Here is a 25353-nt window from a genome sequence, read left to right as displayed (position 1 = left end):
CGGATGGGACGCGTCATTGCGCCGATCGCACGGTGGGTGGCGCTCATCGTCCTCGTCGTGGGCTTCGTCGCCTTTTCGGCCGAGGCGCACCCGCGGGACGCGACGTACGCGGATTTCCGGCACGACCTCGAGCGGGGCGCCGTCACCCAGCTGATCATCCCCTCCGATCAGTGGACCCAGGACAACGTCCGATCGGGCACGTGGTCCACCCGCCCGTTCCGCTGGCGGACCGGCCGGGTGCTCGACAGGCCGGAGGGCGCTGGGCCGAGTCCGTCCGGAACGTCCGAGGGCACCGCAGGGTCGCCGTGGTCCGACTTCGCGAACGACATGGAGGGACGGGACGTCAGGCTCCGCACGACCTCCGACGACGACAGCGGTTCCCTCTCCCTGCCGTTCCCCTCGTCGCCGCAGCCGGACTGGACGGGCCTTCTCATCAGCATCGCCTGGCTCGCGACCTTCGCCGCCGTGTTCGTGTTCCAGCCGCGCCGGGGCAACCGCTGGGCATGGTTCTGGATGTTCACCATCGGGCAGATCGGGGCCCTGCTCTATCTGATTCTCGAACCCGAGCCGCTGATCCGACGCGCGCCGGCGCTCGACCGACAGCAGGCCGCCGTCGAACCGAACGCCGACGGACCCGATACCGCGACTCCTCCTACGAGCCGGCCACTGAGCGGCGCTCAGGGATTCGGACTCGCAATCGTGAGCGCGATCGCCACCGCAATGGCTTCCGTCGCGATCGGCTGGCTCGCGGGACGCATGCTCCCCTGACGTCAGGGACGCCAGGCGCCGGCCTGCTGGCGCGTCGCATGGTTGAGCCGGTTCCAGAGGTTGATCTGTCCGATCGCGAGCACGAGACCCGCGAGCTGGGCGGCGTCGAACTCGTCGGCGGCGGCATCCCAGAGCTCGTCCGAGACAGCGTCGGGCGCCCCGGCGAGCGCCGTGAGCTCCTCGGTCATCTCCAGGGCGATCCGCTCGGCGTCCGAGAAGTACGGCGTGTGCCGCCACGCGCCGACGGCGAACAGCTTGTCGTCCGACGCGCCGTGCTTGCGCGCCGTGCGCCAATGCCCGTCCAGGCAGGTGCTGCACCCGTTGAGCTGGCTGGCGCGCATGTTGACCAGCTCCAGCAGCTCCGGCGACAGCCCCGTCTCGGCCACCACCGCGCCCAGCTTCATCAGCGCGTCCATCGCTCCGGGCAGCGCCATCGCGGGGTTCGTCATCCGTGCGGTCATGATGTTCTCCTTCGGTCCGTCACAATCGGGGCGATCGCCCCGTCACCCTCATGACGAACCGACTACGAAGGATGTGACAGATGGACGCCGACGACTTCGAAACCGCACGACCGAGGCTCCTGGCGGTGGCCACCCGGATGCTCGGCTCGGCCGCCGACGCCGAGGACGCCGTGCAGGAGGCGTGGCTGAGGACAGACCGCGCCGAGGGCACCGTCGACAACCCGACAGCGTGGCTGACCACCGTGGTCTCCCGGATCTGCCTCGACCGCCTGCGGGCCCGTCGCGACACGGCACCGCTCGACGACGTCGAGCCGGCGGATCCCGCGCTCGGGCCGGACGCGCAGGCGGAACTCGCGGAGTCCGTCGGCGCCGCTCTGGGCGCCGTCCTCGACGACCTCGCTCCCGCCGAGCGGGTCGCCTTCGTCCTGCACGACGTGTTCGCCGTGCCCTTCGACGATGTCGCGGCGGTCCTCGGCAAGAGCCCGGCGGGAACCCGCCAGCTGGCCAGCCGGGCGCGCCGCCGGGTGGCCGGCGCTCCCCGGCCCGACGCCGCCCGCGCCGACGCCGTCCGCGCCTTCCTCGCGGCATCGCGCGACGGGGACTTCACCGCGCTCGTCGACCTGTTGGACCCGGACGCCGTGTTCCGGACCCACGCCGACGACGCCCCCTCGACGGTGCTGTCGGGCGCGCCCGCGATCGCGGAGGCCTTCCTGTTCAAGGCGAAGACGGCGCTCGTCGCGCTGGTGGACGGCCTCCTCGGGTACACCGTGCGGCTGCCCGGTGCGCCCGGCTACCTGCTGCTCGGGGACGTGACCTTCACCGCCGACGGCCGCATCGCCGCCCTCGACGTCACGCTGCGCGCCGACGAGGTGGCGGGCAGCGAGGTCGTCCCCCTCTGACCCCGATACGACGGTGCCCGCCCCCGGAAGCCGGGGACGGGCACCGTCGAACGCGTGGGATTAGTGGTCGATGGCCTTCTCGACACCGACACCGGTGAGCGAGCGCACCTCCATCTCGACCGCCTTGTCCGTCAGGTCGGCGTCGGGCTTGCCGAGGAAGGTGCCGATGATCGCGAGGCCGAAGCCGATCGGAATGGAGATCAGGCCCGGGTTCTCCAGCGGGAACCAGTGGAAGTCCAGCGATTTGAACATCGACGTGGGCTTACCCGAGACGGCCGGGGAGAAGATGATGAGGACGATCGCCGAGATCAGGCCGCCGTACATCGAGAGCACGGCACCGGTCGTGTTGAACTTCCGCCAGAACAGCGAGAAGAGGATCGTCGGCAGGTTGGCCGACGCCGCGACGGCGAAGGCGAGCGCCACGAGGAACGCGATGTTCTGCCCCATCGCGCCGATGCCCAGGATGATCGACGCGATGCCGATGACGACCACCGTGATGCGCGAGACCCGCACCTGCGACTCCTCGGAGGCCTTGCCGCGCTTGATGACCCCGTTGTAGATGTCGTGCGCGAGGCTCGCCGACGCCGTGATCGCGAGACCCGCGACCACCGCGAGGATGGTTGCGAACGCGACCGCCGAGATGACCGCCATCAGGATCGTGCCGCCGAGCGAGAACGCCAGCAGCGGAGCCGCGGAGTTCACGCCGCCCGGCGCCTTCGCGATGACATCGGCACCAACATAGGCCGCGGCACCGAAGCCCAGGACCAGGGTGAAGATGTAGAACGCGCCGATCAGGCCGATCGCCCAGGTGACCGAACGACGCGCCTCCTTCGCGGTGGGGACGGTGTAGAAGCGCATGAGCACGTGCGGCAGGCCGGCGGTACCGAGGACCAGCGCGAGCGCCAGCGAGAGGAAGTCCAGCTTGGTGGTCTCGGTCTTGCCGTACTTGAGGCCGGGCTCGATGATCTTCTCGCCGACGGCCTCCTTCGCCCCGGTCTTGGCGTTGGTGACGGTGCCGTCCATCGCCTTCTGCAGCAGATCGGAGAAGTTGCCCTTCACCGCGGCGAGCACCATCAGCGTCATGAGCAGCGCGCCGCCGACGAGCAGGACGGCCTTGACCATCTGCACGTAGGTGGTGCCCTTCATGCCGCCCACCAGGACGTAGACGATCATCAGCACGCCGACCACGGCGACCACGATCGACTGGCCGGTGTGCCCCTTGATGTTGAGCAGCAGGGCGACGAGGCCGCCCGCGCCCGCCATCTGCGCGATCAAGTAGAACAGCGACACCGTGAGCGTCGCGAGGGCCGCGGCCATCCGGACGGGCCGCTGCTTGAGCCGGAAGCTGAGGACGTCGGCCATGGTGAACTTGCCGACGTTGCGCAGCCGCTCGGCGACCAGCAGCAGTGCCACGAGCCACGCCACGAGGAAGCCGATCGAGTAGAGGAAACCGTCGTAGCCCTGCACGGCGATGGCGCCGCAGATGCCGAGGAAGCTGGCGGCGGAGAGGTAGTCGCCCGCGATGGCGAAACCGTTCTGCGGGCCGGTGAACGTGGCGCCGCCGGTGTAGAAGTCGGTGGCCTTCTTGGTGGTCCGGCTGGCGCGGATCACCAGACCCATCGTGAGGCCGATGAACAGGAGGAAGATCACGATGTTGAGCGTGGTCGAGCCGACCTGCTCGCCCACCTGAATCTTCCTGGGATCGAACGAGAACGCGAGGATGTCGGTCACTTCGGCTCTCCCTTGCCCAGCGCGACGTCGCCGCCGTCGCCCTTGAGGTCCGCCTCGATGCTCTGGCGGAGGTCCGTCGCCATGGGGTCGATGGTCCTGTTCGCGAACCGCACGTACGCCCAGGTGATGGCGAAGGTGGTGACGAACTGACCGAGACCCAGCACGAGCGCGACATTGATGTTGCCGAACAGCTTGTGGCTCATGAAGTCGTGCGCGTAGGTGGCCAGCAGCACGTACAGGACGTACCAGAGCAGGAAGGCCGCGGAGATCGGGAGCACGAACGACGCCAGCCTACGGCGGAGTTCGTGGAATTCCTTGCTGTCGTAGGCGCGTTGATAGACCGCAGCCGTATCATCTTCGTTCACGAGCGGCAGTGTGTCACGGACCACACTTATCAGGGGTTTGAATGGTCAACAAACCGCAATGCAACCCCCTGCAACCCGCCATCGACGGACCACCGCTCCGTCAGGCGTCGAGGGCCCTCCGCGTCGCGGCAGCGATCTCGGCGACCTGCTCGTCGGTGGTGACGAAGGACGGCGAGTACTGGAGCGTGCCGAGCCCGGCCGCGCGACCCGACACACCTTGTGCGCGAAGCTTCTTCACCATGGCCATCGCCTCCGCGGGTTCGTGCAACTGCACACCCGCTACGGCGCCGACGCCGCCGCGGACCTGCTTGACCTTCGGATGATCGGCCAGCGCCGAGAGCTCGCGGAGCAACGTGTCCTGCAAGCGCAGAGCCTCGGCCACGAGGTTCTCCCGCTCCATGATGTCGAGGACCGCCATCGCGGCGGCAGCGGCGGCCGCATGCCCGCCGTAGGTGTACCCGTGGCGCCACCACACCCCGCCGGCGTAGAAGGGCTCCGCCACGTGCGGCGCGACGAACAGCGCACCCATCGGGACGTAGCCGCTGGTGAGTCCCTTCGCCGTGGTCATGAGGTCCGGCTGCAGGTCGAACCGGCTCGACGCGAACCACGCACCGCCGATCCGACCGAAGCCCGTGATCACCTCGTCCGCGATGAACAGCACGTCGTGCTCGCTGCAGATGTCGCGGACCTCGCGCAGGTAGCCCTCCGGCGGCGGGAGCAGGCCACCCGCGCCGATCACCGGCTCCGCGACGAAGGCCGCGATCGAGTCGGCACCCACCCGCTCGATGAGCCCGAGCAGTTCCTTCGCGTCGTCCCACGCGATCGTCGCGGTGTCGTCGAACAGCACGCCGCCGTAGCCCTCGGCGTTCACCGGAATGCCGCCGAGCGAGGTGCCTCCGACATGCATGCCGTGGTAGGCGTTCGACCGTCCGACGATCAGCTTCTTCTCGGGCCGGCCCCTCTCCTGCCAGTACCGGCGGGCGAGCTTGATCGCCGAGTCCACCGAATCGGAGCCACCGGAGGTGAAGAAGACCTTGCTGTCCGGCACCGGCGCGATGCCCTGCAGGCGGTCGGCCAGGGCCACCGTCGTGTCGGTGGCGGCGTCGCCGAACCCGGTCACGTGTGCGACCTTGAGCAGCTGGTCGCGCACCGCGTCGGCCACCTCGGCGCGACCGTGCCCGACGTTGGCGAACCACAGACCCGCGGTCGCATCGAGGTAGCGATTGCCGTCGGTATCGAAAACGTACGAGCCCTCGCCGCGGGCGAAGACGAACGCGCCGTCGCGCTGCACGGCGCCCATGTCGGCGAAGCCGTGCCAGAGTGCCGATGAGGTCGTGGGTCCCTGTCCGCTCATAGGCATAAACTAGAGCAAATGAGTGAACAGGAGACGCGTACGGCACCATGCGGCGCAGACGAGGCGCAGCTCCGCCCCTCCACGAAGCGCGACCTGTACGCCGCTCTCGGCACCGACGCCGCGCCCGTCGTCACCCTCCGGGACGAGACGCGGTTGCGGGGCAAGCTGAAGCGCGCCAAGGATTCCGACCTCCCCCGGCTGGCCCGCGACGTCGACGCCGCACGGGAGCGCTTCGCGGTCCGCGCCGCGGCCGTCCCCGCGATCGTCTACCCGGAGAACCTGCCGGTCAGCGCCCGCCGCGACGAGATCGCGAGGGCCATCGCCGAGAACCAGGTGATCATCCTCGCCGGCGAGACCGGCTCGGGGAAGACCACCCAGCTGCCGAAGATCTGCCTCGAACTCGGACGCGGCGTGCGCGGCATGATCGGCCACACCCAGCCCCGGCGCCTCGCCGCCCGCTCCGTGGCCGAGCGCATCGCGGAGGAGACGGATACCGAGTTGGGAGACACCGTCGGCTACGCCGTCCGGTTCACCGACAAGGTCTCACCGAAGACCTCCGTCAAACTCATGACCGACGGCATCCTGCTGCGCGAGCTCACCCGCGACCGGCTGCTGCGCGACTACGACACGATCATCATCGACGAGGCGCACGAGCGCAGCCTCAACATCGACTTCCTGCTCGGCTACCTGCGGCAGATCCTCCCCCGCCGGCCCGATCTCAAGGTGATCGTCACGTCCGCGACCATCGAGCCGGAACGGTTCGCGGCGCACTTCGCGCGGCCCGACGGTGCGCCGGCCCCCGTCATCGAGGTCTCCGGGCGTACCTACCCGGTGGAGATCCGCTATCGCCCGCTCGACGAGATGACCGACGACACCGAACCGCTCGACCAGGTGACGGGCATCGTCCACGCCGTGGACGAGCTCTCCCGCGAGGCCCCGGGCGACGTCCTCGTCTTCCTCTCCGGCGAGCGGGAGATCCGCGACGCCGCGGAGGCACTGCAGGCCCACGTCCGGCCCGGCACGGAGATCCTGCCGCTCTACGCCCGCCTGTCCTCCGCCGAGCAGCACCGCGTCTTCGCGCCGCACTCCGGGCGCCGGATCGTGCTGTCCACCAACGTGGCCGAGACCTCGCTCACGGTGCCGGGCATCAAATACGTGGTGGACACGGGCACCGCCCGCATCTCCCGCTACTCGACGCGCACCAAGGTCCAGCGGCTGCCGATCGAGCCGATCTCCCAGGCATCGGCGCAGCAGCGCTCGGGTCGCTGCGGACGCACCTCCGACGGCATCGCGATCCGTCTGTACTCGGAGGACGACTTCGACGCACGCCCCGTCTACACGGATCCCGAGATCCTCCGCACCAACCTCGCCTCGGTCATCCTGTCGATGACGGCGCTCGAGCTCGGCGAGGTCTCCGCCTTCCCGTTCGTCCAGCCGCCCGACGAGCGCGCGGTGCGCGACGGCACGGCGCTGCTCGAGGAGCTGGGCGCGCTCACGGTCGCCGGGAGCGGAGCGAGCGGGACCGACGCGGGACCCGCCGCCCCGGGCCACAAGAAGCTCACGACGGTGGGCCGGCAACTGGCCGACCTCCCCGTCGATCCGCGGATGGCCCGGATGCTGGTGGCCGCCCGCGAGTTCGGCGTGCTGGCCGAGGTGCTGGTCATCGTTGCGGGCCTGTCGATCCAGGACGTGCGGGAGCGGCCGGCCGAGCACCGTCAGGCCGCGGACACGCAGCACGCCCGCTTCGCCGATCCCACCTCCGATTTCCTGTCCTACCTGAACCTGTGGCGCCATCTCGGCGAGCGCCGCGCGGAGCTCAGCTCGAGCGCCTTCCGCCGCGAATGCCAGCGCGAGTTCCTGCACTACGTGCGGATCCGGGAATGGCAGGACCTGCAGGGCCAACTCCGGCAGATCTGCCGGGACCTGGGATGGAAGGCCGAATCGCTCGGCCGGGAACCGGCACCGTCCGCGGACCTGATCCACCAGGCCATGCTGGCCGGACTGCTGTCCCAGATCGGCCTGCGCGAACCCGACGGGCGGGAATTCCTCGGTGCGCGCGGCGCGAAGTTCATGGTCTTCCCGGGATCCGCCCTGTACAAGAAACCGCCGCGACTCGTCATGGCCGGGGAACTGGTGGAGACCTCGCGGCTGTTCGCACGGACCGTCGCGAAGATCGAGCCGGAATGGGCTGAGAAGCTGGCGGGGCCACTCGCCAAACACCACTACTCCGAGCCGCACTGGTCCACCAAGCGCGAGGCCGTCCTCGCCAAGGAGCGGGTCACGCTGTTCGGGGTGCCCCTCGTGGCGGAACGCACCGTGAACTACGGCCGGATCGACCCGGTGGTCGCCCGCGACCTGTTCCTGCGGCACGCACTGGTCCAGGGCGAATGGCGCACCCGGCACCCGTTCTTCGCGCGCAACCGCGCGCTGCTCGACGACGCCGAGTACCTCGAGGACAAAGCCCGCCGCCGCGACCTCGTCATCGACGAGGACGGACTCTTCAACTTCTACGACCGCAGGGTCCCGGAGGGCATCGTCTCCGCCCGGCACTTCGACGCGTGGTGGAAGAAGGCCTCCCGCGGGGAGCCGACACTGTTGGACTTCACCGCGGACGACCTCCTCGCCGACGGTGCCGCCGAGGTGACGGCGGACGCGTACCCCACCACGTGGCTGCAGGGCCGCGTCGAGGTACCGCTGAAGTACCGCTTCGAGCCGGGTGCCACCGACGACGGGGTGACCGCACGGATCCCCGTCAAGGACCTGGCGACGGTGCGCGCGGACGGCTTCGAATGGCTCGTGCCCGCGATGCGCGAGGAGCTCGCGACGGCGCTGATCAAGTCGCTGCCGAAACAGCTGCGCCGCGAGGTCGTGCCCGCGCCCGACTTCGCCGCGGCCGCCCTCGCGCGGCTCACCCCGCGTGCCGAGCCGCTCGCCGACGGGCTCGCGCGGGAGCTGACCCAGTTGTCCGGCACGGTGATCCGTGCCGAGGACTTCTCCCCCGCCGCGCTGGCGGATCACCTGCGGGTGACCTTCGTGGTGATCGGCGACGACGGCCGCGAGCTCGGTGCCGGCAAGGACCTCGACGCGCTCAAGCGACGGCTCGGGGCGGCCGTGCAGGAGGACCTGTCGAGCCGCGCGGGCGACTACGAGCGTGCACCCGCCCGGGAGTGGACCGCGGCCACACTCGGCGACGTGCCGCGCACCATCGACACGGAGATCCGGGGCAGCCGGGTGACCGGGTTCGGGACCCTCTATCCCGACGGTGACCGGGCCGGCGTCCGGGTGGTCGCGAACGAGCCCGATCAGCTGGCACTGATGGGGGCCGGCCTCGACGTGCTGCTGTCGAACGTGCTGCCCGCAGCGCACAAGTCGGTGTTGCAGTCGGTCGGGCAGCGGGACCGGCTGGCGCTGTCGCAGAGCCCGTACCCGACGCCGATGGACCTGGTCGCCGACTGCCGCCGGCGCGCCATCACCGATCTCCGCACGCGCGCGGGCCTCGCTTGGACACCCGATGAGTTCACGGCCCTGACGGCGTCCGTGCGCGCGGGCCTGGGCGCCACGGTGCAGGAGTACTTCGCGGACGTCGCAGCGGCCGTGGCGACCGCGACGGAGGTGCGCGGCGCGATCGCCTCCGCGCCGCCCGCGCTCCGCGACGCCGCGGACGACATCGCCGAGCAGCTGGACGGCCTGCTGTTCCCCGGCTTCGTGGCCGCCACGCCCGGCGTGCACGTGCGGCACCTTCCGCGGTACACGGCGGGGGCGGCCGCGCGCTGGGCGGCTCTGCCCGCGGCGATCGACCGGGACGACCGTGGGATGGCGACGCTCGACCGCGTGTACGGCGCGCTGACGGCGAAGCTCGACACGCTGCCCCAGCACCGTCGTGATGCGGCGCTGGACCAGGCGAACTGGTTGATCGAGGAGCTCCGCGTGAGCCTGTTCGCACAGTCACTCGGCACCGCCGGCTCGATCTCCGAGAAGAAGGTGCTGGCCGCGATCGCGGCCCTGACCTGACCGCGCTACGCGGCGTCGGTCGGGCCCGCCGCGGCTGCGCGGGTGCGGAGGTCGCGGATCGCGGCCTCGAAGTCCTCGATGGACGAGAACCCCTGGTAGACGGATGCGAATCGCAGGTAGGCGACCTCGTCCAGGTCGCGCAGCGGGCCGAGGATGGCCAGGCCCACCTCGTTGGCGGGGACCTCGGCGACGCCGGTGGCCCGGACGGCCTCCTCGACCTGCTGGGCGAGCTTGTGCAGATCGTCCTCGGCCACGTCCCGGCCCTGGCAGGCCCGGCGCACGCCCTTCATGACCTTCTCGCGGCTGAAGGGCTCGGTGACGCCGTTGCGCTTGACCACGGCCATGACCGCGCTCTCGACCGTGGTGAACCGGCGCCCGCACTCGTTGCACGAGCGGCGCCGACGGATGCCCTGCCCGTCGTCGAACACCCGCGAATCGACCACACGGGTGTCCTCGTTCTTGCAGAACGGGCAATGCATGGGTTCACCTCCCGCGCGGGTGCGCTCGGATGTACGGCGGGGCAACTGCAGCACCGTGGCCCCTGCCACGGCCGTGCCCCGCGATCTCGACATCGAGAATACTCGGCGCGGCAACGGCACCACATTGTCGAGGTGCGCCACGCGCCCGCCCTGCCGGGAATCCACTATCGCCATCCGAGTGGTCATCCGCTTCTCCTTCGCTCGTGCTGTGCCGTCAGTACCGCGGGGTGACCAGCGTCTGCCCTGCGTGGACCCGCCCGTCGCGGAGCCCGTTGATCTCCTCGATCTCCGCGATCACCGAGGCCGGCGCATGATCGGGCGCGATCTCACGGGCGATCTGCTCGAGGCTCTGGCCCGTCCGCACCGTGACGATCGACGTGAGCGCGGGCTGCGCGGCGCCGGCCGGGGCGGGATCCGCCTGCTGCGCGCCGCCGAACAGGACCAGCAGGCCCACGAACGTGCCGACCGCGAACAGCAGGCACACGGCCAGGGACGGGCCCGGGGTGCGCCGGGCGCAGCCGTCCACCCGCGAGACACCGCGACGCGTCCGACCGACCGAACGCACGCGCGGGCGTTCGACGGTGCGCCGCGCCGCGCCGCGCGCTCCGGTCACGCGGACCGCGCCGGGCACCGTTCGAACAGCGCCCTCGGACACCTCGTTCGACGAGGTGATCGATCGGTCCGCCACCTCCTGCGAACGACTCCGGGCGAGCCGCGGCGACACGCCGCGGGCCCGGGTGGCGCCGCGCCGATCCGCGGCCGCCGAGCCGTGCCGCGCCAGTGCCTGCGCCTCGGCAGTGGGCTCCTGTGCTGCGGTGATGACATCCCGATCGATGATCGCGGTCATGATCTCTCCCTACGTCGGTAGCGGGTCCTTCTCGCTCACCTACAGGTCTATCGGAGGGGACTGACAAGTTTTTCCATCCAGCCCCACCAGTCACACCGGAGTGCGTGCAAGTGTTCGAAAGAACTTCTGTTCGATTTCTACCACACCCTCGAGCGGAGCGGAAGACACGCAGGAGAATTTCTCGAACAGATGTTTGTCATGACCCAGCGGCTCGACTACAGTGGGTTGCAGAACCGAACGGGCGTGAGGAGCGGCACATGGCAGAGGAACGACAGGTCCAGCATCGGGACAAGCGCTTCCGCGACGCGCAGGGCAATGTCTCGGAGGATCACCTCACGCGCCGGCAGAAGCAGGTGCTCGAGGTCATTCGGCGCTCCGTGCGCGATCGCGGCTACCCGCCCAGCATCCGCGAGATCGGAGACGAGGTGGGTCTGACCTCCACCTCGTCGGTCGCGCATCAGCTGCGCACCCTCGAGCGCCTGGGCTTCCTGCACCGCGATCCCAACCGCCCGCGCGCAGTGAACGTGCAGGGCGCCGAGGAGCGCACGGCGCAGGTCATCCAGAAGGTCATGGAGGACGAGGACAGGATGCCGGAGCCGGCGTTCGTGCCGGTGCTCGGCCGGATCGCCGCGGGCGGCCCCATCCTCGCGGAGGAGGCGGTGGAGGAGATCTTCCCGCTGCCGCGTGAGTTGGTGGGCGAGGGCTCGCTGTTCCTTCTCAAAGTGGTCGGCGAGTCGATGACCGACGCGGCGATCTGCGATGGGGACTGGGTTGTCGTCCGGCAGCAGTCCGTCGCCGAGAACGGCGACATCGTGGCTGCGATGCTCGACGGCGAGGCCACGGTGAAGACCTTCCGCCGCACGGGCCGCGACGTGTGGCTCATGCCCCACAACCCCGCGTTCGACCCGATCCACGGGAACGACGCGGTGATCCTCGGCAAGGTCGTCACGGTCATGCGGCGGATCTGAGCGTTCCCGTTTCCGGCAGCGCCGGCTCGTCGACCTCCCGGTCGAGAGCCGGCGTTCGTCGTCCTCCGAGGGAGGCGATCGCGCACGCCGCGCCGCCCAGTGCCAGCCCCACGACCACGCCGGGATGCACCGGCTCGCCCAGCATCACGAAGGCGAACAACGCGGAGACCGAGGGGATCACGGCGAACAGCATCGCGGCGCCGCTCGCGCCCGCGATGCCGATCACCCGCAGGTACAACGTGGTGGCAGTCATGGAGCTGAGCAGCACCATCAGCACGAGCACTACCGCGCCCTGCACCGGGTGGAGCACCGACGCGCCGAAGAGCAGCGTCAATGCGCCCGCCGGCACCGCCGCGACGAGCATGCCGACCGCGTTCCCCGCGACCGGATCGACGTCCCCGCAGAACCGCTGCTGGTAGACGCCGCCGAGCGCGATGCCCGCCAGTCCGAGCAGGGTGAAGCCGATGCCCGCCCCGGCATGGGCCAGCGCGGGCACCGTCGACCAGCACGCCGTCACGACCGCCGCCAGTCCGAGCACGGCTGCGAGAGCCCTGCGCACCGTCAGGTGCTCCCCGAGGACGAGACGGGCCACCACGGCCGTCACCGCGGGATTGACGCCGATGATCAGCGCCGCGACCCCGGCGGGCACGCCCGCACGCAGTCCGAGGTAGCACCCGAGGAACTGCGTCGCCTGCGTCAGCAGCCCCACCACGACGGCGTGCCCCAGTGCAGCACCCGTCGGATTCCGGCGGCCGGTCACACGCACGACACCGAGCATCAGAACACCGGAGATCGCGAACCGGAGGAACAACAGCAGGAACGGGCTCATCGCCGCGACGCCGAGCGCGCCGAGCGGATAGCCGAACGCGTACAGGACGATGACGGAGACGGCGAGCATCGGAGGGATTCTCATGGCTCCCATCGTCGAACGCGCAGGCAGCGCTCGTCCAACAATGATTGACGATCATGATCGATCGAGGATATCGTTCGGTCATGTCCACACCGATCCTCGACATCGTCCCGCTGCGCAGCGTCGTCGCGATCGCGCGGTGCGGCGGGGTCCACCGCGCCGCCGAAGCACTGCACCTGACGCAGTCGACGGTGAGCGCGCACCTCCGGCGGCTGGAGAAGTCGACCGGCGGGACGATCGTGGAGAAGGCCGGTCGGGGCGTCCGGTTCACCGACCACGGCTCTCGCCTCTTGGCACACGCCCAGACGATCCTCGACGCGCACGACGCCGCCGTCCACGAGCTGTCGTCGCCGACCACCAGGACGCTGTCCGTCGCGGCAACGGAACACGGCGCCGACCGTCTCATCCCCGCGCTGAGCAAGGCCTTCGGCACCCTGCCGGGCGGCTGGGCGGCGCACTTCCGCTTCGATCGCAGCGCGCAGGTCGCGAACGCCGTGGAGCACGGGCTCGCCGACGTATCGGTGTTCCTCGCCGCGGCGGACCACCCCGACGCCGTCGGGCCGATCCCCCTCCACTGGTACGCGGCGCGCGAATGGGCCGTCCCCGAGGGCACGGTCCCGGTCCTGCTCTTCGACGAACCGTGCGTCCTCCGCTCCCCCGCGACGGCAGCGCTGCGGCGGTCGGGGATCGACTACGCGATCGCCGTCGAGGCCGCGAACCTCGCCGGGCTCTACTCCGCCGCCCGCAGCGGCATCGGCGCGACCCTGCTGCCCGCGATCGACGCGACCGACGGACTCGTCCCCGTCGACGCGCTTCCCGCCATCCCCGCGATCACGCTCGCGGTCACCGTCGGGCCGCGCGTGCCGCCGGCCGTCCGCGCTGCCGTGCGACGCGGCGCCGCGACGCTGACGGCCGCCGGCTAGCCGCCGACCGCCTCGGCGTACCGGTGCAGATGGTCGGTGGCGGAACCGAACTCGGTCTCGATCACGGTGAGCCGCTTGAAGCAGTGACCGATCGCGAGTTCCTCGGTGAGCCCCATGCCGCCGTGCAGCTGCACCGCGTTCTGGCCGACGAACCGCGCCGCCCGGGCGATCGTGATCTTCGCCGCGGACACTGCCCGCCCGCGCACCCGCGGCTCGGCGTCCAGGTTGAGCACGGCCAGGTAGGCCGCGGCCACGGACTGCTCCACCTCCAGCGCCATGTCGACCATCCGGTGCTGCAGCGCCTGGAAGGAGCCGATCGGCACGCCGAACTGGCGACGGTTGCGGGTGTACTCGACGGTCTCCTCGAGCACCCGGCGCATGATGCCGACCGCCTCGCTGCAGACGGCTGCGGCACCGTCGTCCAGGGCGCGTTCGACGAGCTCCCAGGCCCGCCCCTCGGCACCGAGCAGCGCCGCTGCGGGCACGCGGACGTCCGTGAGCACCAGGTCACCCGTGTGATGGTCGTCGATCGTGCGGAAGTACCGGGCGTCGGCCCCGGCGGGCGGCGCCTGCGGGTCGAACTCGACCAGGAACAGCGAGAGCCCCTCCCGGTCGAGCCGGTCCCCCGTGGTCCGCGCGACCACGATCAGGTGGGTCGCGAGCGGGAGGTCGGCGACCACGATCTTGGCGCCGGACAGCACGTAGCCGTCGCCGTCGCGGACCGCGGTGGCCTGCACGTCCCAGGGCTCGCGCCCCGACTCGGGTTCGGTGAGGGCGACCGCGATCCGGGCGTCACCCGCGGCGACGGCCGACAGCACGGCGTCGGCGGCCGGACCACCGGAGCCACGGAGCAGGGCGGCGCCCACCACGACCGTGCCGGTGTACGGCTCCACCACGAGGGCGCGGCCGAGTTCCTCGGCGATCACCATCATCTCCTCGGGCCCTCCGCCGAGGCCGCCCACGGACTCGGGCAGCGTCGCGGCGAGAATCCCCAGGTCGGAAGCGAATGCCTCCCAGACCGCGGGTTGCCAGCCGGCCTCGGACCGTGCGGCGCTCCGCGATTCGACCAGCGGGTACCGACCCGCGAGGTAGGACCGCACGGCGTCGCGCAGCATGCTCTGTTCGTCGGTGAGTGTGAAGTCCATCTACAGCCCCAATGCCGCTTTCGCCAGGATGTTCCGTTGAATCTCGTTGGAGCCCGCGTAGATCGAGCCCGCACGATCGTTGAAGTAGCGCAGCGGCGCCACGGCCTGCCAGAGGTCGCCGCTGTGCGCGCCGCCCGCCGGCGGCAGGTACTCGACCACCGGACCGCCGGGCCGGGTGACGTGCGGCTGGTAGACGCGGCCGCGCGGCCCCGCGCTCTTGTGCACGAACTCGGTGACCGCCTGGCTCAGTTCGGTGCCCAGGATCTTGAGCATCGACGATGCCGGGCCCGGGTTGCCGCCCTCGGCCAGCACGGCGAGCGAGCGGTGCTCGAGGATCTCGAGCACGTCGACGCGGGCGCGCAGCTCGGCGAGGCCGAGCCGGAAGTCGTCGTCCTCCGCGAGCGGGCGGCCGCCCCGCCCGGGCACCGTCGTCGCTCGTTCGGCGAGCCGGTCCAGCGAGACCTGCAGCCACGGTGCGGACGCGCCGCCCCCGCGTTCGAACTCGAGGAGGTACTTGGCGACGGTCCAGCCCTCGTCGATCGTCCCGAGCACGTTGGCCTTCGGTACGCGCACCTTGTCGAAGAAGACGACGTTCTGCACCTCCTCGCCGGAGGCCATGACGAGGGGCTGGATCTCGATGCCGGGCACCGTCATGTCGAGCAGCAGGAAGGTGATGCCCTGCTGCTTGCGCTCCTGCTTCGAGGTGCGCACCAGCGCGAACATCCAGTTCGCCTCCCGGGCGTGAGTGGTCCAGATCTTCGAACCGGTGAGGACGAGATCGTCGCCGTCGGACTCCGCGCGCATCGCCAGTGACGCGAGGTCGGAGCCCGACTCGGGCTCGGAGTAGCCCTGGCAGAAGAACACCGACGCGTCGAGGATCCCCGGCAGGAAGAAGCGCTTCTGCTCCTCGGTGCCGAACTTCACGATCGCGTGCGCCACCATCCGGATCCCCATCGGCGACAGGAAGGGCGCACCGGCGAGCACGGACTCGCGGGCGAAGATGTAGTGCTGTGCCACCGTCCAGTCGCAACCGCCCCACTCGACGGGCCACGCCGGCGCGGCCCAGCCCCGCTCGTGCAGGATCGCCTGCCACTGCAGGCTCGCCTCGTGGTCCGAGTACACGCTGGTGGCGAGGTCGCCCGCGGCGCGCAGATCGTCGGTGAGGTGCTCGTCCAGGAACGCCCGCACCTCGTCGCGGAACGCCTCTTCGGCCGCCGTGAACGTCACATCCATCCGGGATTCCCCTCGTTGACACCCTCGCTCTAGCGAGACAAAATAGGAGTATGTCTCATCCATCGCGTCCTGACAACCAGTCCGCCGTGATCCGTCGCGCGGCCGAGTGGTTCCGCGAAGGCCGCCGGGTGGACCTGGGGCAGCTGGCGAAGGCCAGCGGCATCGGCCGGGCCACGCTGTACCGCTGGTTCGAGGGGCGGGAACAGGTGGTCGGCGAGGCGGTCTGGCTCGGTATCGCCCAGGCGATCGAGCGCGTCGAATCCACGGAGCCCGTGCGCGACCGCGCGGCCTTCCTCCGGTCCTTCGGGCGCCTGGCGCACGAGGTCCGTGCCTATCCCCCGCTCACCGGATTCGCCGCGGAGGAACCGGAATTCGCGATGCGGGTCCTGCAGGCTCCCGGCAGCGTGGTGCAGGAGCGGCTCATCGCATGGGTGGCGGCCTGGCTGACGGACCTCGCGATCCCACAGCCCGACGGTGCGCGGGACGTCACCCGGGCCGACCTGGCCTACGCGATCGTGCGGCTCGCCGAGTCCTTCCTGTGGTCGGACATGATCATCGGCACGCCGCCGCAGCCCGACACCGCGACGGCCCTCGTCGCACTGCTCCTCGACGGCGCCTCCGGCCGCGACGCCTCCAGCCGCGGACCGTCCGGCCGCGAGGCCGCGGATTAGCCGGAGACGATGCCCACGACCAGGTTGATCGCGGTGGCCAGGATCAGCGTGCCGAAGGCGTACGACAGCAGGCACTGGCGCAGCACCAGGCTGCGGATCGTCGGCGACGAGACGGACGTGTCGGAGACCTGATAGGTCATGCCGAGGTTGTAACTGAAGTAGAAGAAGTCGCGGTACGCGGGCGCGATGTCGGCGTTCCAGTCGATCCCACCGGCTTGGTCACCGGGATCGCCGTAGTACTCCGCCGCGTACTGCGTCGCGTAGGTCAGGTGCAGCGCGGCCCACACCGCGAACGCCGCGAACAACGCGGCGGCGGCACCGGCGTCCTTGTTCGCGGACTTGCCCACGACGAGGAGCGCCACGATGGCGACGAGGCCGCTCAGCGCGATCACCGCGACGGCGAGCTCGGCGACACGCGGCCGGAAGTTCTCCCGCTGCACCGTCGCCCGCGTCGCCTCGGCGCCGAGGGGCCAGAGCATCGCCCACCCCGTGACCACGAACACCGCTGCGGCCGCACCGATCCCGACCAGGACGCCGAGAGTGCCGTCGAGCAGCGCGCCCACGATCACCGCGGCGATCGCACCGACGACCAGCGCGATCCCCGCGCGCGCGGAGACGGACAGCAATGGCCCTGGGGCCCGACGAGTCATGGTCTCGATTGTGCGCGACTACTGCGCGAAGCGGGCCAGCAGCCCCGCGAGCGCGCCGGGCACCCGCGCGACGATCCGCGTACCGTCGGCCTCGTGATCCGCACTGACCACCGTGCCCTCGGCGTGGATCCGGGCGACCAGGTCGCCCCGCTCGTACGGCAGTAGCGCGGCCACCTCGACATCCCCCGCGGTGATCAGCCCCGTCAGCGCGTCGAGCAGCTCCGCGATGCCCTCACGGGTGTGCGCGGAGACGAACACCGCCCCCGGCAACGCGACGCGCAGCTGCGCGAGCACCATCGGGTCGGCGGCATCGATCTTGTTGACCACCAGGAGTTCCCGCGGCAGCGTCGCCTCCCGCTCGCCCGCGACCTCGCGGAGCACGTGCCGCACCGCGTCGATCTGGCGCTGCGGCATGGGGTCGCTGCCGTCCACCACGTGCAGGAGCAGGTCGGCGTCGACCACCTCCTCCAGCGTGGAGCGGAAGGCCTCGACGAGCTGGGTGGGCAGGTGCCGCACGAACCCGACGGTGTCGGTGAAGACCACGTCGCGACCGTCGGCCAGCGTGCTCTGCCGGGTGGTCGGGTCGAGAGTCGCGAACAGCGCGTTCTGGACCAGCACGCCGGCGTCGGTGAGCGCGTTGAGCAGGCTCGACTTGCCCGCGTTGGTGTACCCAGCGATGGCCACCGACGGCACGCCGGAGCGGCGGCGCTGCCCGCGCTTGGTGTCGCGGGCCTGCTTCATGCCCTTGATCTCCCGGCGCAGCTTGGCCATCCGCTCGCGGATCCGGCGACGGTCGGTCTCGATCTTCGTCTCGCCCGGGCCGCGCAGGCCCACGCCGCCGTTGCTGCCGGCGCGGCCGCCGGCCTGCCGGGACAGCGCCTCACCCCAGCCGCGCAGCCGCGGCAGCATGTACTCCATCTGCGCGAGGCTGACCTGCGCCTTGCCCTCGCGGGAGGTGGCGTGCTGGGCGAAGATGTCGAGGATCAGGGCCGTGCGGTCGATGACCTTGACCTTCACCACCTTCTCCAGTGCGTTGAGCTGCGCGGGCGTGAGCTCGCCGTCGCAGATCACCGTGTCGGCGCCCGTGGCGAGGACGACCTCGCGCAGCTCGTGCGCCTTGCCCGAGCCGATGTAGGTGGCCGGGTCGGGACGGTCGCGACGCTGGACCACGCCGTCGAGGACGACGGAGCCCGCGGTCTCGGCGAGGGCCTTCAGCTCGGCGAGCGACGAGTCCGCCTCCGCGGCGGACCCCTCGGTCCACACACCGACGAGCACGACCTGCTCGAGGCGCAACTGCCGGTACTCGACCTCGGTGACATCGTCGAGCTCGGTGGAGAGGCCGACGACGCGGCGGAGCGAGGACCGCTCCTGGAGTTGGAGTTCACCGACGGTCGGCTGCTGCGCGTCGGTCGGTTCCCAGGTGTCTGTCTGTGTCATATGGGACCCATTCTCGCACGTCGGGGCGACGCGGGTCACGCGAGTTTTCGCAGGGCGAAACCGCTCAGAGCGCGGAGAGGCGCGCCGTCCCGGAGGCGACGATGCGGCTGGGCCCGCGGAGCACGGCACCGTCGGCCTCGACGGTGACGGTCACGACCCCGCCGGGCACGTGCACGTCCACCTCCCCGGTCTCGGCGCCCGCGGCGCGCAGTGCGGCGACCGCGGCGGCGACGGTGCCCGTCCCGCAGGACCGGGTCTCCCCGGAGCCGCGCTCGTGCACCCGCATGTGCACGGCACCGTCGTGCAGCGGGGTCAGGACCTCGACGTTCGTGCCGTGCGGGAACAGGCCGTGGTCGAAAGTAGGCGGGCTCGCCACGTCGAGGGCCGCGAGGTCCTCCTCGGTGAGCCCGGGCACGACGCACGCGATGTGCGGGTTGCCCACGTCGACGGCGATGCCCGCCAGATCCCGCCCGTCGACCCCCGCGGAGGACGTGCCGAAGACCCGCGGCACACCCATCGAGACGGAGACCTCCGCCGCCTCGGGATCCGCGTGGTGCACGCGCACGGGCTTGGCGCCCGCCCGCGAGCCGACGACGAACTCGTCACCGGCGACCAGCGCCGACGCTGCGAGGAAGTGCGCGAATACGCGAACGCCGTTGCCGCACATCTCGGCGATGGAGCCGTCGGCATTGCGGTAGTCCATGAACCAGTCCTCGCGGGACACTCCGTCGGGCAGCGCGTCGAGGACGCCCGCGTCGAGCAGATCACCGGCGCGGGCGACGCGCAGCACGCCGTCGGCGCCGATCCCGGCCCGGCGGTCGCACAGCGCCGCCACCAGCTCCGGCACGAGGTCGATGTCGACGCCCGGATCCGGCAGGATCACGAAGTCGTTCTCCGTGCCGTGCCCCTTGAGGAAGTCGACCGCACCCGTCACGCCCATGCCGCCAGTCTACGGGCGCCACGGCGGGGCGGCGTGCGCGGCCAGGGCCCCGTCGAGCAGGTCGGGGGCGGCGCCGTCGAGCCAGGTCACGCGCGGGTCGCGCCGGAACCAGGACCGTTGCCGCCGGACGTAGCGGCGCGTGCCGATGAAGGTCAGCTCACGGGCGTGGTCGAGGTCGTACTCGCCGTCGAGGGCGGCGAGGACCTGCGCGTACCCGATCGCCCGGGACGCGGTCACGCCGTCGCGGAGTCCCCGGGCCTCGAGGGCGCGGACCTCGTCGACGAGACCGCCCTCGAACATCAGGCGGGTGCGCAGGTCGATGCGAGCGTCGAGCTGCTCGGTGTCGCGGTCCAGCGCGACGATCGTGGTGTCCCAGCGGGCGGGCCCGATCTGCGGCGCCGACGCCGCGAAGGGCTCGCCGGTGATCGTCACGACCTCGAGTGCCCGGACGATCCGGCGGCCGTCGGTGGTGAGGATCTTCGCGCCGGCCGCGGGATCGAGGGCCGCGAGCTCGCGGTGCAGAACGAGCGGTCCGACCTCGGCCAACCGATCCTCGAACCGGGCGCGCACGTCCGGGTCGGTCGCGGGGAAACTCCACTCGTCGAGGAGGGCCTGGACGTACATCATCGAGCCGCCGACGATCACCGGGGTCCGGCCGGCCACGAGCAGCGCCTCGACGTCCGCCCGGGCCCGCTCCTGGTAGGCGGCGACGGTGGCGGTCTCGGTCACCTCCAGCACGTCGAGCTGGTGGTGTTCGATGCCCCGGCGCTCGGCGACCGGCAGCTTCGCCGTGCCGATGTCCATGCCGCGGTACATCTGCATGGCGTCGATGTTGATGATCTCGCCGTCGAGGCGCTGCGCGAGGTCGAGCGCGAGGTCGGACTTGCCGGTGGCGGTGGGTCCGACGACGGCGACGGGTCTCGCGGCGCTCACTCGGCTCCGCCGCCGGTCGCGACCAGGTAGCCGACGCCGAAGGGCGCACCCCGGTAGAGCACGTCGGCGCGGCCGTCCACGGCCTCCGCGAGGGTGCGCCAGGCACCGTCGAGCCCGTCCGACGGTGCGCCGCCCGTCACGGCCGCGACCTGGGCGTCGAAGACGGCCTCGTCCTCGGGACGGTGGCCGCCGGGCGCGCGGGCGGTCAGCGTGTTCGGACCGTCGAGCACGAACAGCAGGCCCTCTGCCTCGTCGTCCGCGGCGACGATCCGCGCCGACGGTGCCGCACTCCCCCGCAGCCATGCGGCGATGAGCAGCGGGAGCGGCAGGTCGGGGCTCGGCGGCAGGTCGTTCGACGGTGCGCCGGGCGCAGTCGTCACGAGCACGTCCGCACCGAATCCGACGAAGGTCCCGGAAGCGGGCACGTCGGCACCGTCGACCCTGGTCAGCGGCTCGGCACCGACGACACGCCAGGTGCGTGCGCGCTCGCCGAGCCAGTACCCGGCCGCGAGGACGCGCTCCCGCAGACGGTCCGCATCGGGGTCGCCGGGTAGCCCGACCAGCTCGGGAACGAGCAGCGGGGCGCCGGGGATCACGACGACGGGCCGGTGACGCTGGGACGAGTGCACGAGAAGAACGCTAATCGATCGCGCCGACGGGCCCGCGGAGTGCTTCAATGGATCGAAGGGTCCGCGTACGGCGCGGGTCCATGACGACGGCAGCCGTGACGCGCGGCGCAGACGAAGGGGAACCCCGTGGCCGAGAACGACCCGATCGCCGAGACCACTCCGATCGAGAACGCCGCTCCGAAGCCCACCCCGGGCGCCCGGCCCGGCCCCAAGCCGCATCCGGGGCCCCACCCCGGCCCGCGGCCCGGTGGTCCGCGCCCGCACGCCCCCGCGGCGGCGCAGGCACCGCGCGTGCACCCCGCCTCGGACCCGAGCAAGCACGGCCGGGTCGACGCGGACGGCACCGTCTACGTGATCACCTCCGCGGGCGAGCGCGCCGTCGGATCGTGGCAGGCCGGCGAGGGCGCCGAGGGGCTCGCGCACTACGGCCGCAAGTACGACGAACTCGCGACCGAGGTCGAGGTGCTCGAGGAGCGCCTGGCCAGCGGCACGAGCGACCCGAAGAAGGTCCGCGCGGCGGCGCAGCAGGTGGCGGACACGCTGCCGACCGCGGCCGTGGTCGGCGATCTCGACGGTCTGGCCGCCCGCGTCGGCGCGCTTCTGACCGGCGCCGACACCGCGATCGTGACCGCGCAGGCCGACCGCGAGAAGAGCCGATCCGAGGGCATCGCCCGCAAGGAGGCGCTCGCCGCCGAGGCCGAGACGATCGCCGCCGACGCCACCCAGTGGAAGACCGCGGGCGACCGGATGCGGGCGCTGCTCGACGAGTGGAAGACGATCAAGGGCGTCGACCGCAAGACCGACGACGCGCTGTGGAAGCGCTACTCGAAGGCGCGCGACGCCTTCAACAAGCGGCGTGGCGCGCACTTCGCCGAGCTCGACCGGGAGCGCGCCGGCGCGAAGGCGCGCAAGGAGGAGCTGATCGCCGAGGCCGAGAAGCTCAAGAACGACACCGCGTGGGGCGAGACCTCCGCGAAGTTCCGCGACCTGCTCGCCAAGTGGAAGGCCGCCGGCCGCGCGCCGCGCGACACCGATGACGCGCTGTGGGCACGGTTCAAGGGCATCCAGGACGAATTCTTCTCGGCGCGCAACGCCGCCGCCGACGAGCGGGACGCGGAGTTCGGCGAGAACGGCAAGGCCAAGAAGGCGCTGCTCGACGAGTACACCCCGCGGATCGAGTCCGCGGCGAACCTCGCCGCCCAGAAGTCCGCGCTGCGCGAGCTGCAGGACAAGTGGGAGGCGATCGGCAAGGTCCCGCGCGAGCAGATGGGCTCGCTCGAGGCGGGCATCCGCGCGCTGGAGAAGAAGATCAAGGCCGCCGACGACACCCAGTGGCGGCGCACCGACCCCGAGGCGACGGCCCGCGCGGCGCAGTTCCGCGACCGCGTCGCGCAGTTCGAGGACCAGGCGGAGAAGGCCGAGAAGGCCGGCAAGACCAAGGACGCGGTGCGGCTGCGCGAGCAGGCCAGCCAGTGGCGCGAGTGGGCGGACGCGGCGGAGGGCGCGGTCGAGAACCGCTGACCCACCGCGGTCGCGGGAAGGAGAGCCGGACGCGGCGGAGGGCGCGGTCGAGAACCGCTGACCCCGGCCCGACACGACGAAACGCAGAACCGCCCGGCGATCCGCCGGGCGGTTCTGCGTCGACGGGTGGCTACGCCTCGTCGGTAGGGCGCTGCACTCGCGGCGCGCGATTGCCGATGCGGTTGGACCGTGCGAAGTCCTCCCACTCCTGCGCGGCGTCCCGTCGGTCCTGCTCGGCCGCGAGCTGGAACGGCGAGCGGGCCCAGATCGTCTTGATCCAGACGACGGCGAGCACGACCATCGCCAGCCAGCCCAGGTAGAGGCCGATGCCCGCGCCGCTCGGCGGCTCGCCGTGCAGACCGTTGGTCTGCCGGGACCACACCGACAGCAGGCCGAAGACCACGGCGACGCCGCTGCCCGCGCCCGCGATCACCGCGAGCACCCAGCGGCGGGTGAGGAGCGCAGCGCCGGAGGCGAAGACGCCGAACAGCACCTCGAGCCAGACGAAGATCTTCGAGACGATCACCAGCGAGCTGCCCTGGATGTGCGGGTCACCGGTGATGATCTCGATGCCCGTGACCGATCCGGTGTGCGGGAGCGCGAGGGAGCCGATCACCACGACCACCGCGATCGCGGCGACTAGGATGCGCGGACCGACCTGGAACTCGCCGGCGAGCTTGCGTTCGACCGACTCGACCTGCGTGCGCAGGCCGTCCAGCTCGTCGGCGCTCCGGGGGTTCTCGCTGTCCGCGTTCATGGGGTCCATTGTCCACCCCGTGCCCGGACTTGTCTCCTACAGGTCGTCGTAGCGCACCGTCGGACAGCGGGTCAGCAGGTCGAGCAGCCCGACTGGGCCGGCGCGGACGCGGCCTCGGGGCGGCCCACGGGCGGCAGTCCGAGGCCGACCCCGACGGGGGCCGTCACGGGGGTGATCTCCGCCTCGACGTTGTCGCCCGCGCGGGTCCGGCGATGGGTGAGCACGCCGGCGTCGGCGACCAGGTGGTGCGGGGCCGCGCCGGTGATCTCGACCTCGACGACGTCGCCGGGGCGGATGCCCTCCCGCCCGGTGAAGTGCACGAGCCGGCCGTCGCGGGCGCGTCCGGACATGCGCTTGGTCTCCGCGTCCTTGCGGCCCTCCCCGAGCGCCACGAGGAGCTCGACGGTGCGCCCCACCTGCTTCTGATTCTCCTCCAGGGTGATCCGCTCCTGGAGCTCGATCAGCCGCATGTACCGCTCCTGTACGACCGCCTTCGGCAGCTGGTCGGGAAGATCCGCGGCGGGGGTGCCGGGGCGGATCGAGTACTGGAAGGTGAAGGCGCTGGAGAAGCGGGCCTTCTCGACCACGTCGAGGGTCGCCTGGAAGTCCTCCTCGGTCTCCCCCGGGAAGCCGACGATGATGTCGGTGGTGATGGCGGCGTGCGGGATCTTCTCGCGGACGCGATCGAGGATGCCGAGGAACTTCGTGCTGCGGTAGCTGCGCCGCATCTCCTTGAGCACGCGATCGGATCCCGACTGCAGCGGCATGTGCAGCTGCGGGCAGATGTTCGGGGTCTCGGCCATCGCGTCGATCACGTCGTCGGTGAACTCGGCCGGGTGCGGGCTGGTGAACCGCACGCGCTCGAGTCCCTCGATGCGGCCGCAGGCGCGGAGCAGGTCGGCGAAGGCGCCCCTGTCGCGGCCGAGCTCGGGGTCGGCGAAGTTGACGCCGTAGGCATTGACGTTCTGGCCGAGCAGGGTGACCTCGGAGACGCCCTGGTCGACGAGGGCCTGCACCTCGGCGAGGATGTCACCCGGGCGGCGGTCGACCTCCTTGCCGCGCAGGCTCGGCACGATGCAGAAGGTGCAGGTGTTGTTGCAGCCGACCGAGATGGAGACCCATCCGGCATACGCGCTCTCGCGGCGGGCGGGCAGCGTCGACGGGAAGGCGTCGAGCGCCTCCTTGATCTCGACCTCGGCCTTCTCGTTGTGTCGCGCGCGCTCGAGCAGCGTCGGGAGCGAGCCGATGTTGTGGGTGCCGAACACCACGTCGACCCACGGCGCCTTCTTCACGACGGTGCCGCGGTCCTTCTGGGCCAGGCAGCCGCCGACGGCGATCTGCATCCCCGGGCGCTCCTTCTTGATCGGCGCCAGGTGACTGAGGTTGCCGTAGAGCTTGTTGTCGGCGTTCTCACGGACCGCGCAGGTGTTGAACACCACCAGATCGGCCTGCTCGCCGCCGTCCGCGCGCACGTAGCCGGCGTCCTCGAGCAGGCCCGAGAGGCGCTCGGAATCGTGCACGTTCATCTGACACCCGTAGGTGCGGACCTCGTACGTTCGGCTGGCGGGAGCTGCGTCGATCACCCCTCCAGGGTATCGGCGACCGCAAATCCGGCCCCGAAGGTAGATTTCCGATACCAATACTGCGGACTTTACGCGGACGAAACCTGACCGAACATAGGGTCGTCCCCATGACTACTCCCGCAGCGACCGGGCCCACCG

Annotated in this window: 23 protein-coding genes; 7 read left to right on the top strand and 16 right to left on the bottom strand. The window is 71.2% G+C overall.

Annotated features, from left to right (window positions below):
- The first annotated feature begins 3 nt into the window (after positions 1 to 3).
- Positions 4 to 768, top strand: a complete 765-nt coding sequence (locus AXK61_RS17030) for a hypothetical protein (RefSeq protein ID WP_068746445.1) — start codon at positions 4 to 6, stop codon at positions 766 to 768.
- Positions 769 to 770: 2 nt separating this feature from the next.
- On the opposite strand, the gene AXK61_RS17025 is transcribed toward AXK61_RS17030, so the two are convergent.
- Positions 771 to 1229, bottom strand: a complete 459-nt coding sequence (locus tag AXK61_RS17025; RefSeq protein ID WP_068746444.1) for a carboxymuconolactone decarboxylase family protein — start codon at positions 1227 to 1229, stop codon at positions 771 to 773.
- 80 nt (positions 1230 to 1309) lie between these two features.
- Here AXK61_RS17025 and AXK61_RS17020 point away from each other — a divergent pair, with 80 nt between their 5' ends.
- Positions 1310 to 2128 (top strand): sigma-70 family RNA polymerase sigma factor, encoded by an 819-nt coding sequence (locus AXK61_RS17020; protein ID WP_068572790.1) that lies wholly within the window; start codon positions 1310 to 1312, stop codon positions 2126 to 2128.
- A 60-nt stretch (positions 2129 to 2188) separates the two neighbouring features.
- Here the strand turns inward: AXK61_RS17020 and AXK61_RS17015 are convergent, their stop codons facing one another.
- From AXK61_RS17015 to AXK61_RS17005, 3 genes are all read right to left on the bottom strand, one after another.
- Complete coding sequence (locus tag AXK61_RS17015) at positions 2189 to 3820, bottom strand: solute symporter family protein (protein ID WP_414930007.1); 1632 nt, start codon at positions 3818 to 3820, stop codon at positions 2189 to 2191.
- 35 nt (positions 3821 to 3855) lie between these two features.
- On the bottom strand, positions 3856 to 4224 hold the full coding sequence (locus AXK61_RS17010; RefSeq protein ID WP_068572912.1) for a DUF485 domain-containing protein: 369 nt from the start codon (positions 4222 to 4224) through the stop codon (positions 3856 to 3858).
- Positions 4225 to 4324: 100 nt separating this feature from the next.
- Positions 4325 to 5578: an aminotransferase family protein gene (locus AXK61_RS17005; protein ID WP_068746443.1), complete on the bottom strand. Its 1254-nt coding sequence runs from the start codon at positions 5576 to 5578 to the stop codon at positions 4325 to 4327.
- A gap of 18 nt (positions 5579 to 5596) precedes the next feature.
- Here AXK61_RS17005 and hrpA point away from each other — a divergent pair, with 18 nt between their 5' ends.
- Positions 5597 to 9589, top strand: a complete 3993-nt coding sequence (gene hrpA / locus AXK61_RS17000; RefSeq protein ID WP_082789408.1) for an ATP-dependent RNA helicase HrpA — start codon at positions 5597 to 5599, stop codon at positions 9587 to 9589.
- Between the two features lie 5 nt (positions 9590 to 9594).
- Here the strand turns inward: hrpA and nrdR are convergent, their stop codons facing one another.
- Positions 9595 to 10068, bottom strand: coding sequence for a transcriptional regulator NrdR (gene nrdR / locus AXK61_RS16995; RefSeq protein ID WP_068572794.1), 474 nt, complete (start codon positions 10066 to 10068; stop codon positions 9595 to 9597).
- A 214-nt stretch (positions 10069 to 10282) separates the two neighbouring features.
- Positions 10283 to 10915: a LysM peptidoglycan-binding domain-containing protein gene (locus AXK61_RS24500; RefSeq protein WP_082789407.1), complete on the bottom strand. Its 633-nt coding sequence runs from the start codon at positions 10913 to 10915 to the stop codon at positions 10283 to 10285.
- A gap of 257 nt (positions 10916 to 11172) precedes the next feature.
- Between AXK61_RS24500 and lexA the strand changes: the two genes are divergently transcribed.
- Entirely contained in the window at positions 11173 to 11883 is a 711-nt protein-coding gene (gene lexA, locus AXK61_RS16985; RefSeq protein WP_082778077.1) for a transcriptional repressor LexA, read from the top strand.
- Here lexA and AXK61_RS16980 read toward each other — a convergent pair.
- A complete protein-coding gene (locus AXK61_RS16980) occupies positions 11867 to 12796 on the bottom strand; it encodes a DMT family transporter (RefSeq protein WP_197466849.1) in 930 nt (309 codons plus the stop codon). The genes lexA and AXK61_RS16980 overlap by 17 nt on opposite strands.
- A gap of 80 nt (positions 12797 to 12876) precedes the next feature.
- Between AXK61_RS16980 and AXK61_RS16975 the strand changes: the two genes are divergently transcribed.
- Positions 12877 to 13716: a LysR family transcriptional regulator gene (locus AXK61_RS16975; protein WP_068746441.1), complete on the top strand. Its 840-nt coding sequence runs from the start codon at positions 12877 to 12879 to the stop codon at positions 13714 to 13716.
- Here AXK61_RS16975 and AXK61_RS16970 read toward each other — a convergent pair.
- Positions 13713 to 14861 carry an acyl-CoA dehydrogenase family protein gene (locus tag AXK61_RS16970; protein ID WP_068746440.1) on the bottom strand — a complete coding sequence of 383 codons (1149 nt, stop codon included), beginning with the start codon at positions 14859 to 14861 and terminating at the stop codon, positions 13713 to 13715. The two genes, AXK61_RS16975 and AXK61_RS16970, sit on opposite strands and share 4 nt — an antisense overlap.
- Positions 14862 to 16094: an acyl-CoA dehydrogenase family protein gene (locus AXK61_RS16965; protein ID WP_068746439.1), complete on the bottom strand. Its 1233-nt coding sequence runs from the start codon at positions 16092 to 16094 to the stop codon at positions 14862 to 14864. It lies immediately after the preceding gene.
- 50 nt (positions 16095 to 16144) lie between these two features.
- Between AXK61_RS16965 and AXK61_RS16960 the strand changes: the two genes are divergently transcribed.
- Entirely contained in the window at positions 16145 to 16765 is a 621-nt protein-coding gene (locus AXK61_RS16960; RefSeq protein WP_156485725.1) for a QsdR family transcriptional regulator, read from the top strand.
- Here AXK61_RS16960 and AXK61_RS16955 read toward each other — a convergent pair.
- The 5 genes from AXK61_RS16955 to AXK61_RS16935 all read right to left on the bottom strand — a co-directional run bounded on the left by AXK61_RS16955 (position 16762) and on the right by AXK61_RS16935 (position 21354).
- Positions 16762 to 17415 carry a DUF1345 domain-containing protein gene (locus AXK61_RS16955; RefSeq protein ID WP_068746437.1) on the bottom strand — a complete coding sequence of 218 codons (654 nt, stop codon included), beginning with the start codon at positions 17413 to 17415 and terminating at the stop codon, positions 16762 to 16764. The two genes, AXK61_RS16960 and AXK61_RS16955, sit on opposite strands and share 4 nt — an antisense overlap.
- Positions 17416 to 17433: 18 nt before the next feature.
- Positions 17434 to 18852, bottom strand: a complete 1419-nt coding sequence (gene hflX / locus AXK61_RS16950; RefSeq protein WP_068570520.1) for a GTPase HflX — start codon at positions 18850 to 18852, stop codon at positions 17434 to 17436.
- Positions 18853 to 18916: 64 nt separating this feature from the next.
- Positions 18917 to 19792 (bottom strand): diaminopimelate epimerase, encoded by an 876-nt coding sequence (gene dapF / locus AXK61_RS16945; RefSeq protein WP_068746436.1) that lies wholly within the window; start codon positions 19790 to 19792, stop codon positions 18917 to 18919.
- A 9-nt stretch (positions 19793 to 19801) separates the two neighbouring features.
- On the bottom strand, positions 19802 to 20725 hold the full coding sequence (gene miaA / locus AXK61_RS16940) for a tRNA (adenosine(37)-N6)-dimethylallyltransferase MiaA (RefSeq protein ID WP_068746435.1): 924 nt from the start codon (positions 20723 to 20725) through the stop codon (positions 19802 to 19804).
- On the bottom strand, positions 20722 to 21354 hold the full coding sequence (locus AXK61_RS16935; RefSeq protein ID WP_068570523.1) for a class III extradiol ring-cleavage dioxygenase family protein: 633 nt from the start codon (positions 21352 to 21354) through the stop codon (positions 20722 to 20724). The genes miaA and AXK61_RS16935 overlap by 4 nt, the downstream gene beginning before the upstream one ends.
- Positions 21355 to 21480: 126 nt before the next feature.
- Between AXK61_RS16935 and AXK61_RS16930 the strand changes: the two genes are divergently transcribed.
- Positions 21481 to 22875 carry a DUF349 domain-containing protein gene (locus tag AXK61_RS16930; protein ID WP_082789404.1) on the top strand — a complete coding sequence of 465 codons (1395 nt, stop codon included), beginning with the start codon at positions 21481 to 21483 and terminating at the stop codon, positions 22873 to 22875.
- A 130-nt stretch (positions 22876 to 23005) separates the two neighbouring features.
- Here the strand turns inward: AXK61_RS16930 and AXK61_RS16925 are convergent, their stop codons facing one another.
- Both AXK61_RS16925 and miaB read right to left on the bottom strand, forming a co-directional pair.
- Positions 23006 to 23632 carry an Rv2732c family membrane protein gene (locus tag AXK61_RS16925; RefSeq protein WP_231855585.1) on the bottom strand — a complete coding sequence of 209 codons (627 nt, stop codon included), beginning with the start codon at positions 23630 to 23632 and terminating at the stop codon, positions 23006 to 23008.
- 71 nt (positions 23633 to 23703) lie between these two features.
- A complete protein-coding gene (gene miaB / locus AXK61_RS16920; RefSeq protein ID WP_068746434.1) occupies positions 23704 to 25215 on the bottom strand; it encodes a tRNA (N6-isopentenyl adenosine(37)-C2)-methylthiotransferase MiaB in 1512 nt (503 codons plus the stop codon).
- Positions 25216 to 25353 lie beyond the last annotated feature (138 nt).

The organism is Tsukamurella pseudospumae, assembly GCF_001575205.1.
GTDB classification, from domain to species: domain Bacteria; phylum Actinomycetota; class Actinomycetes; order Mycobacteriales; family Mycobacteriaceae; genus Tsukamurella; species Tsukamurella pseudospumae.
Note: the sequence above shows the minus strand (reverse complement) of the source record. Positions and strands in the feature narration are given on the sequence as shown.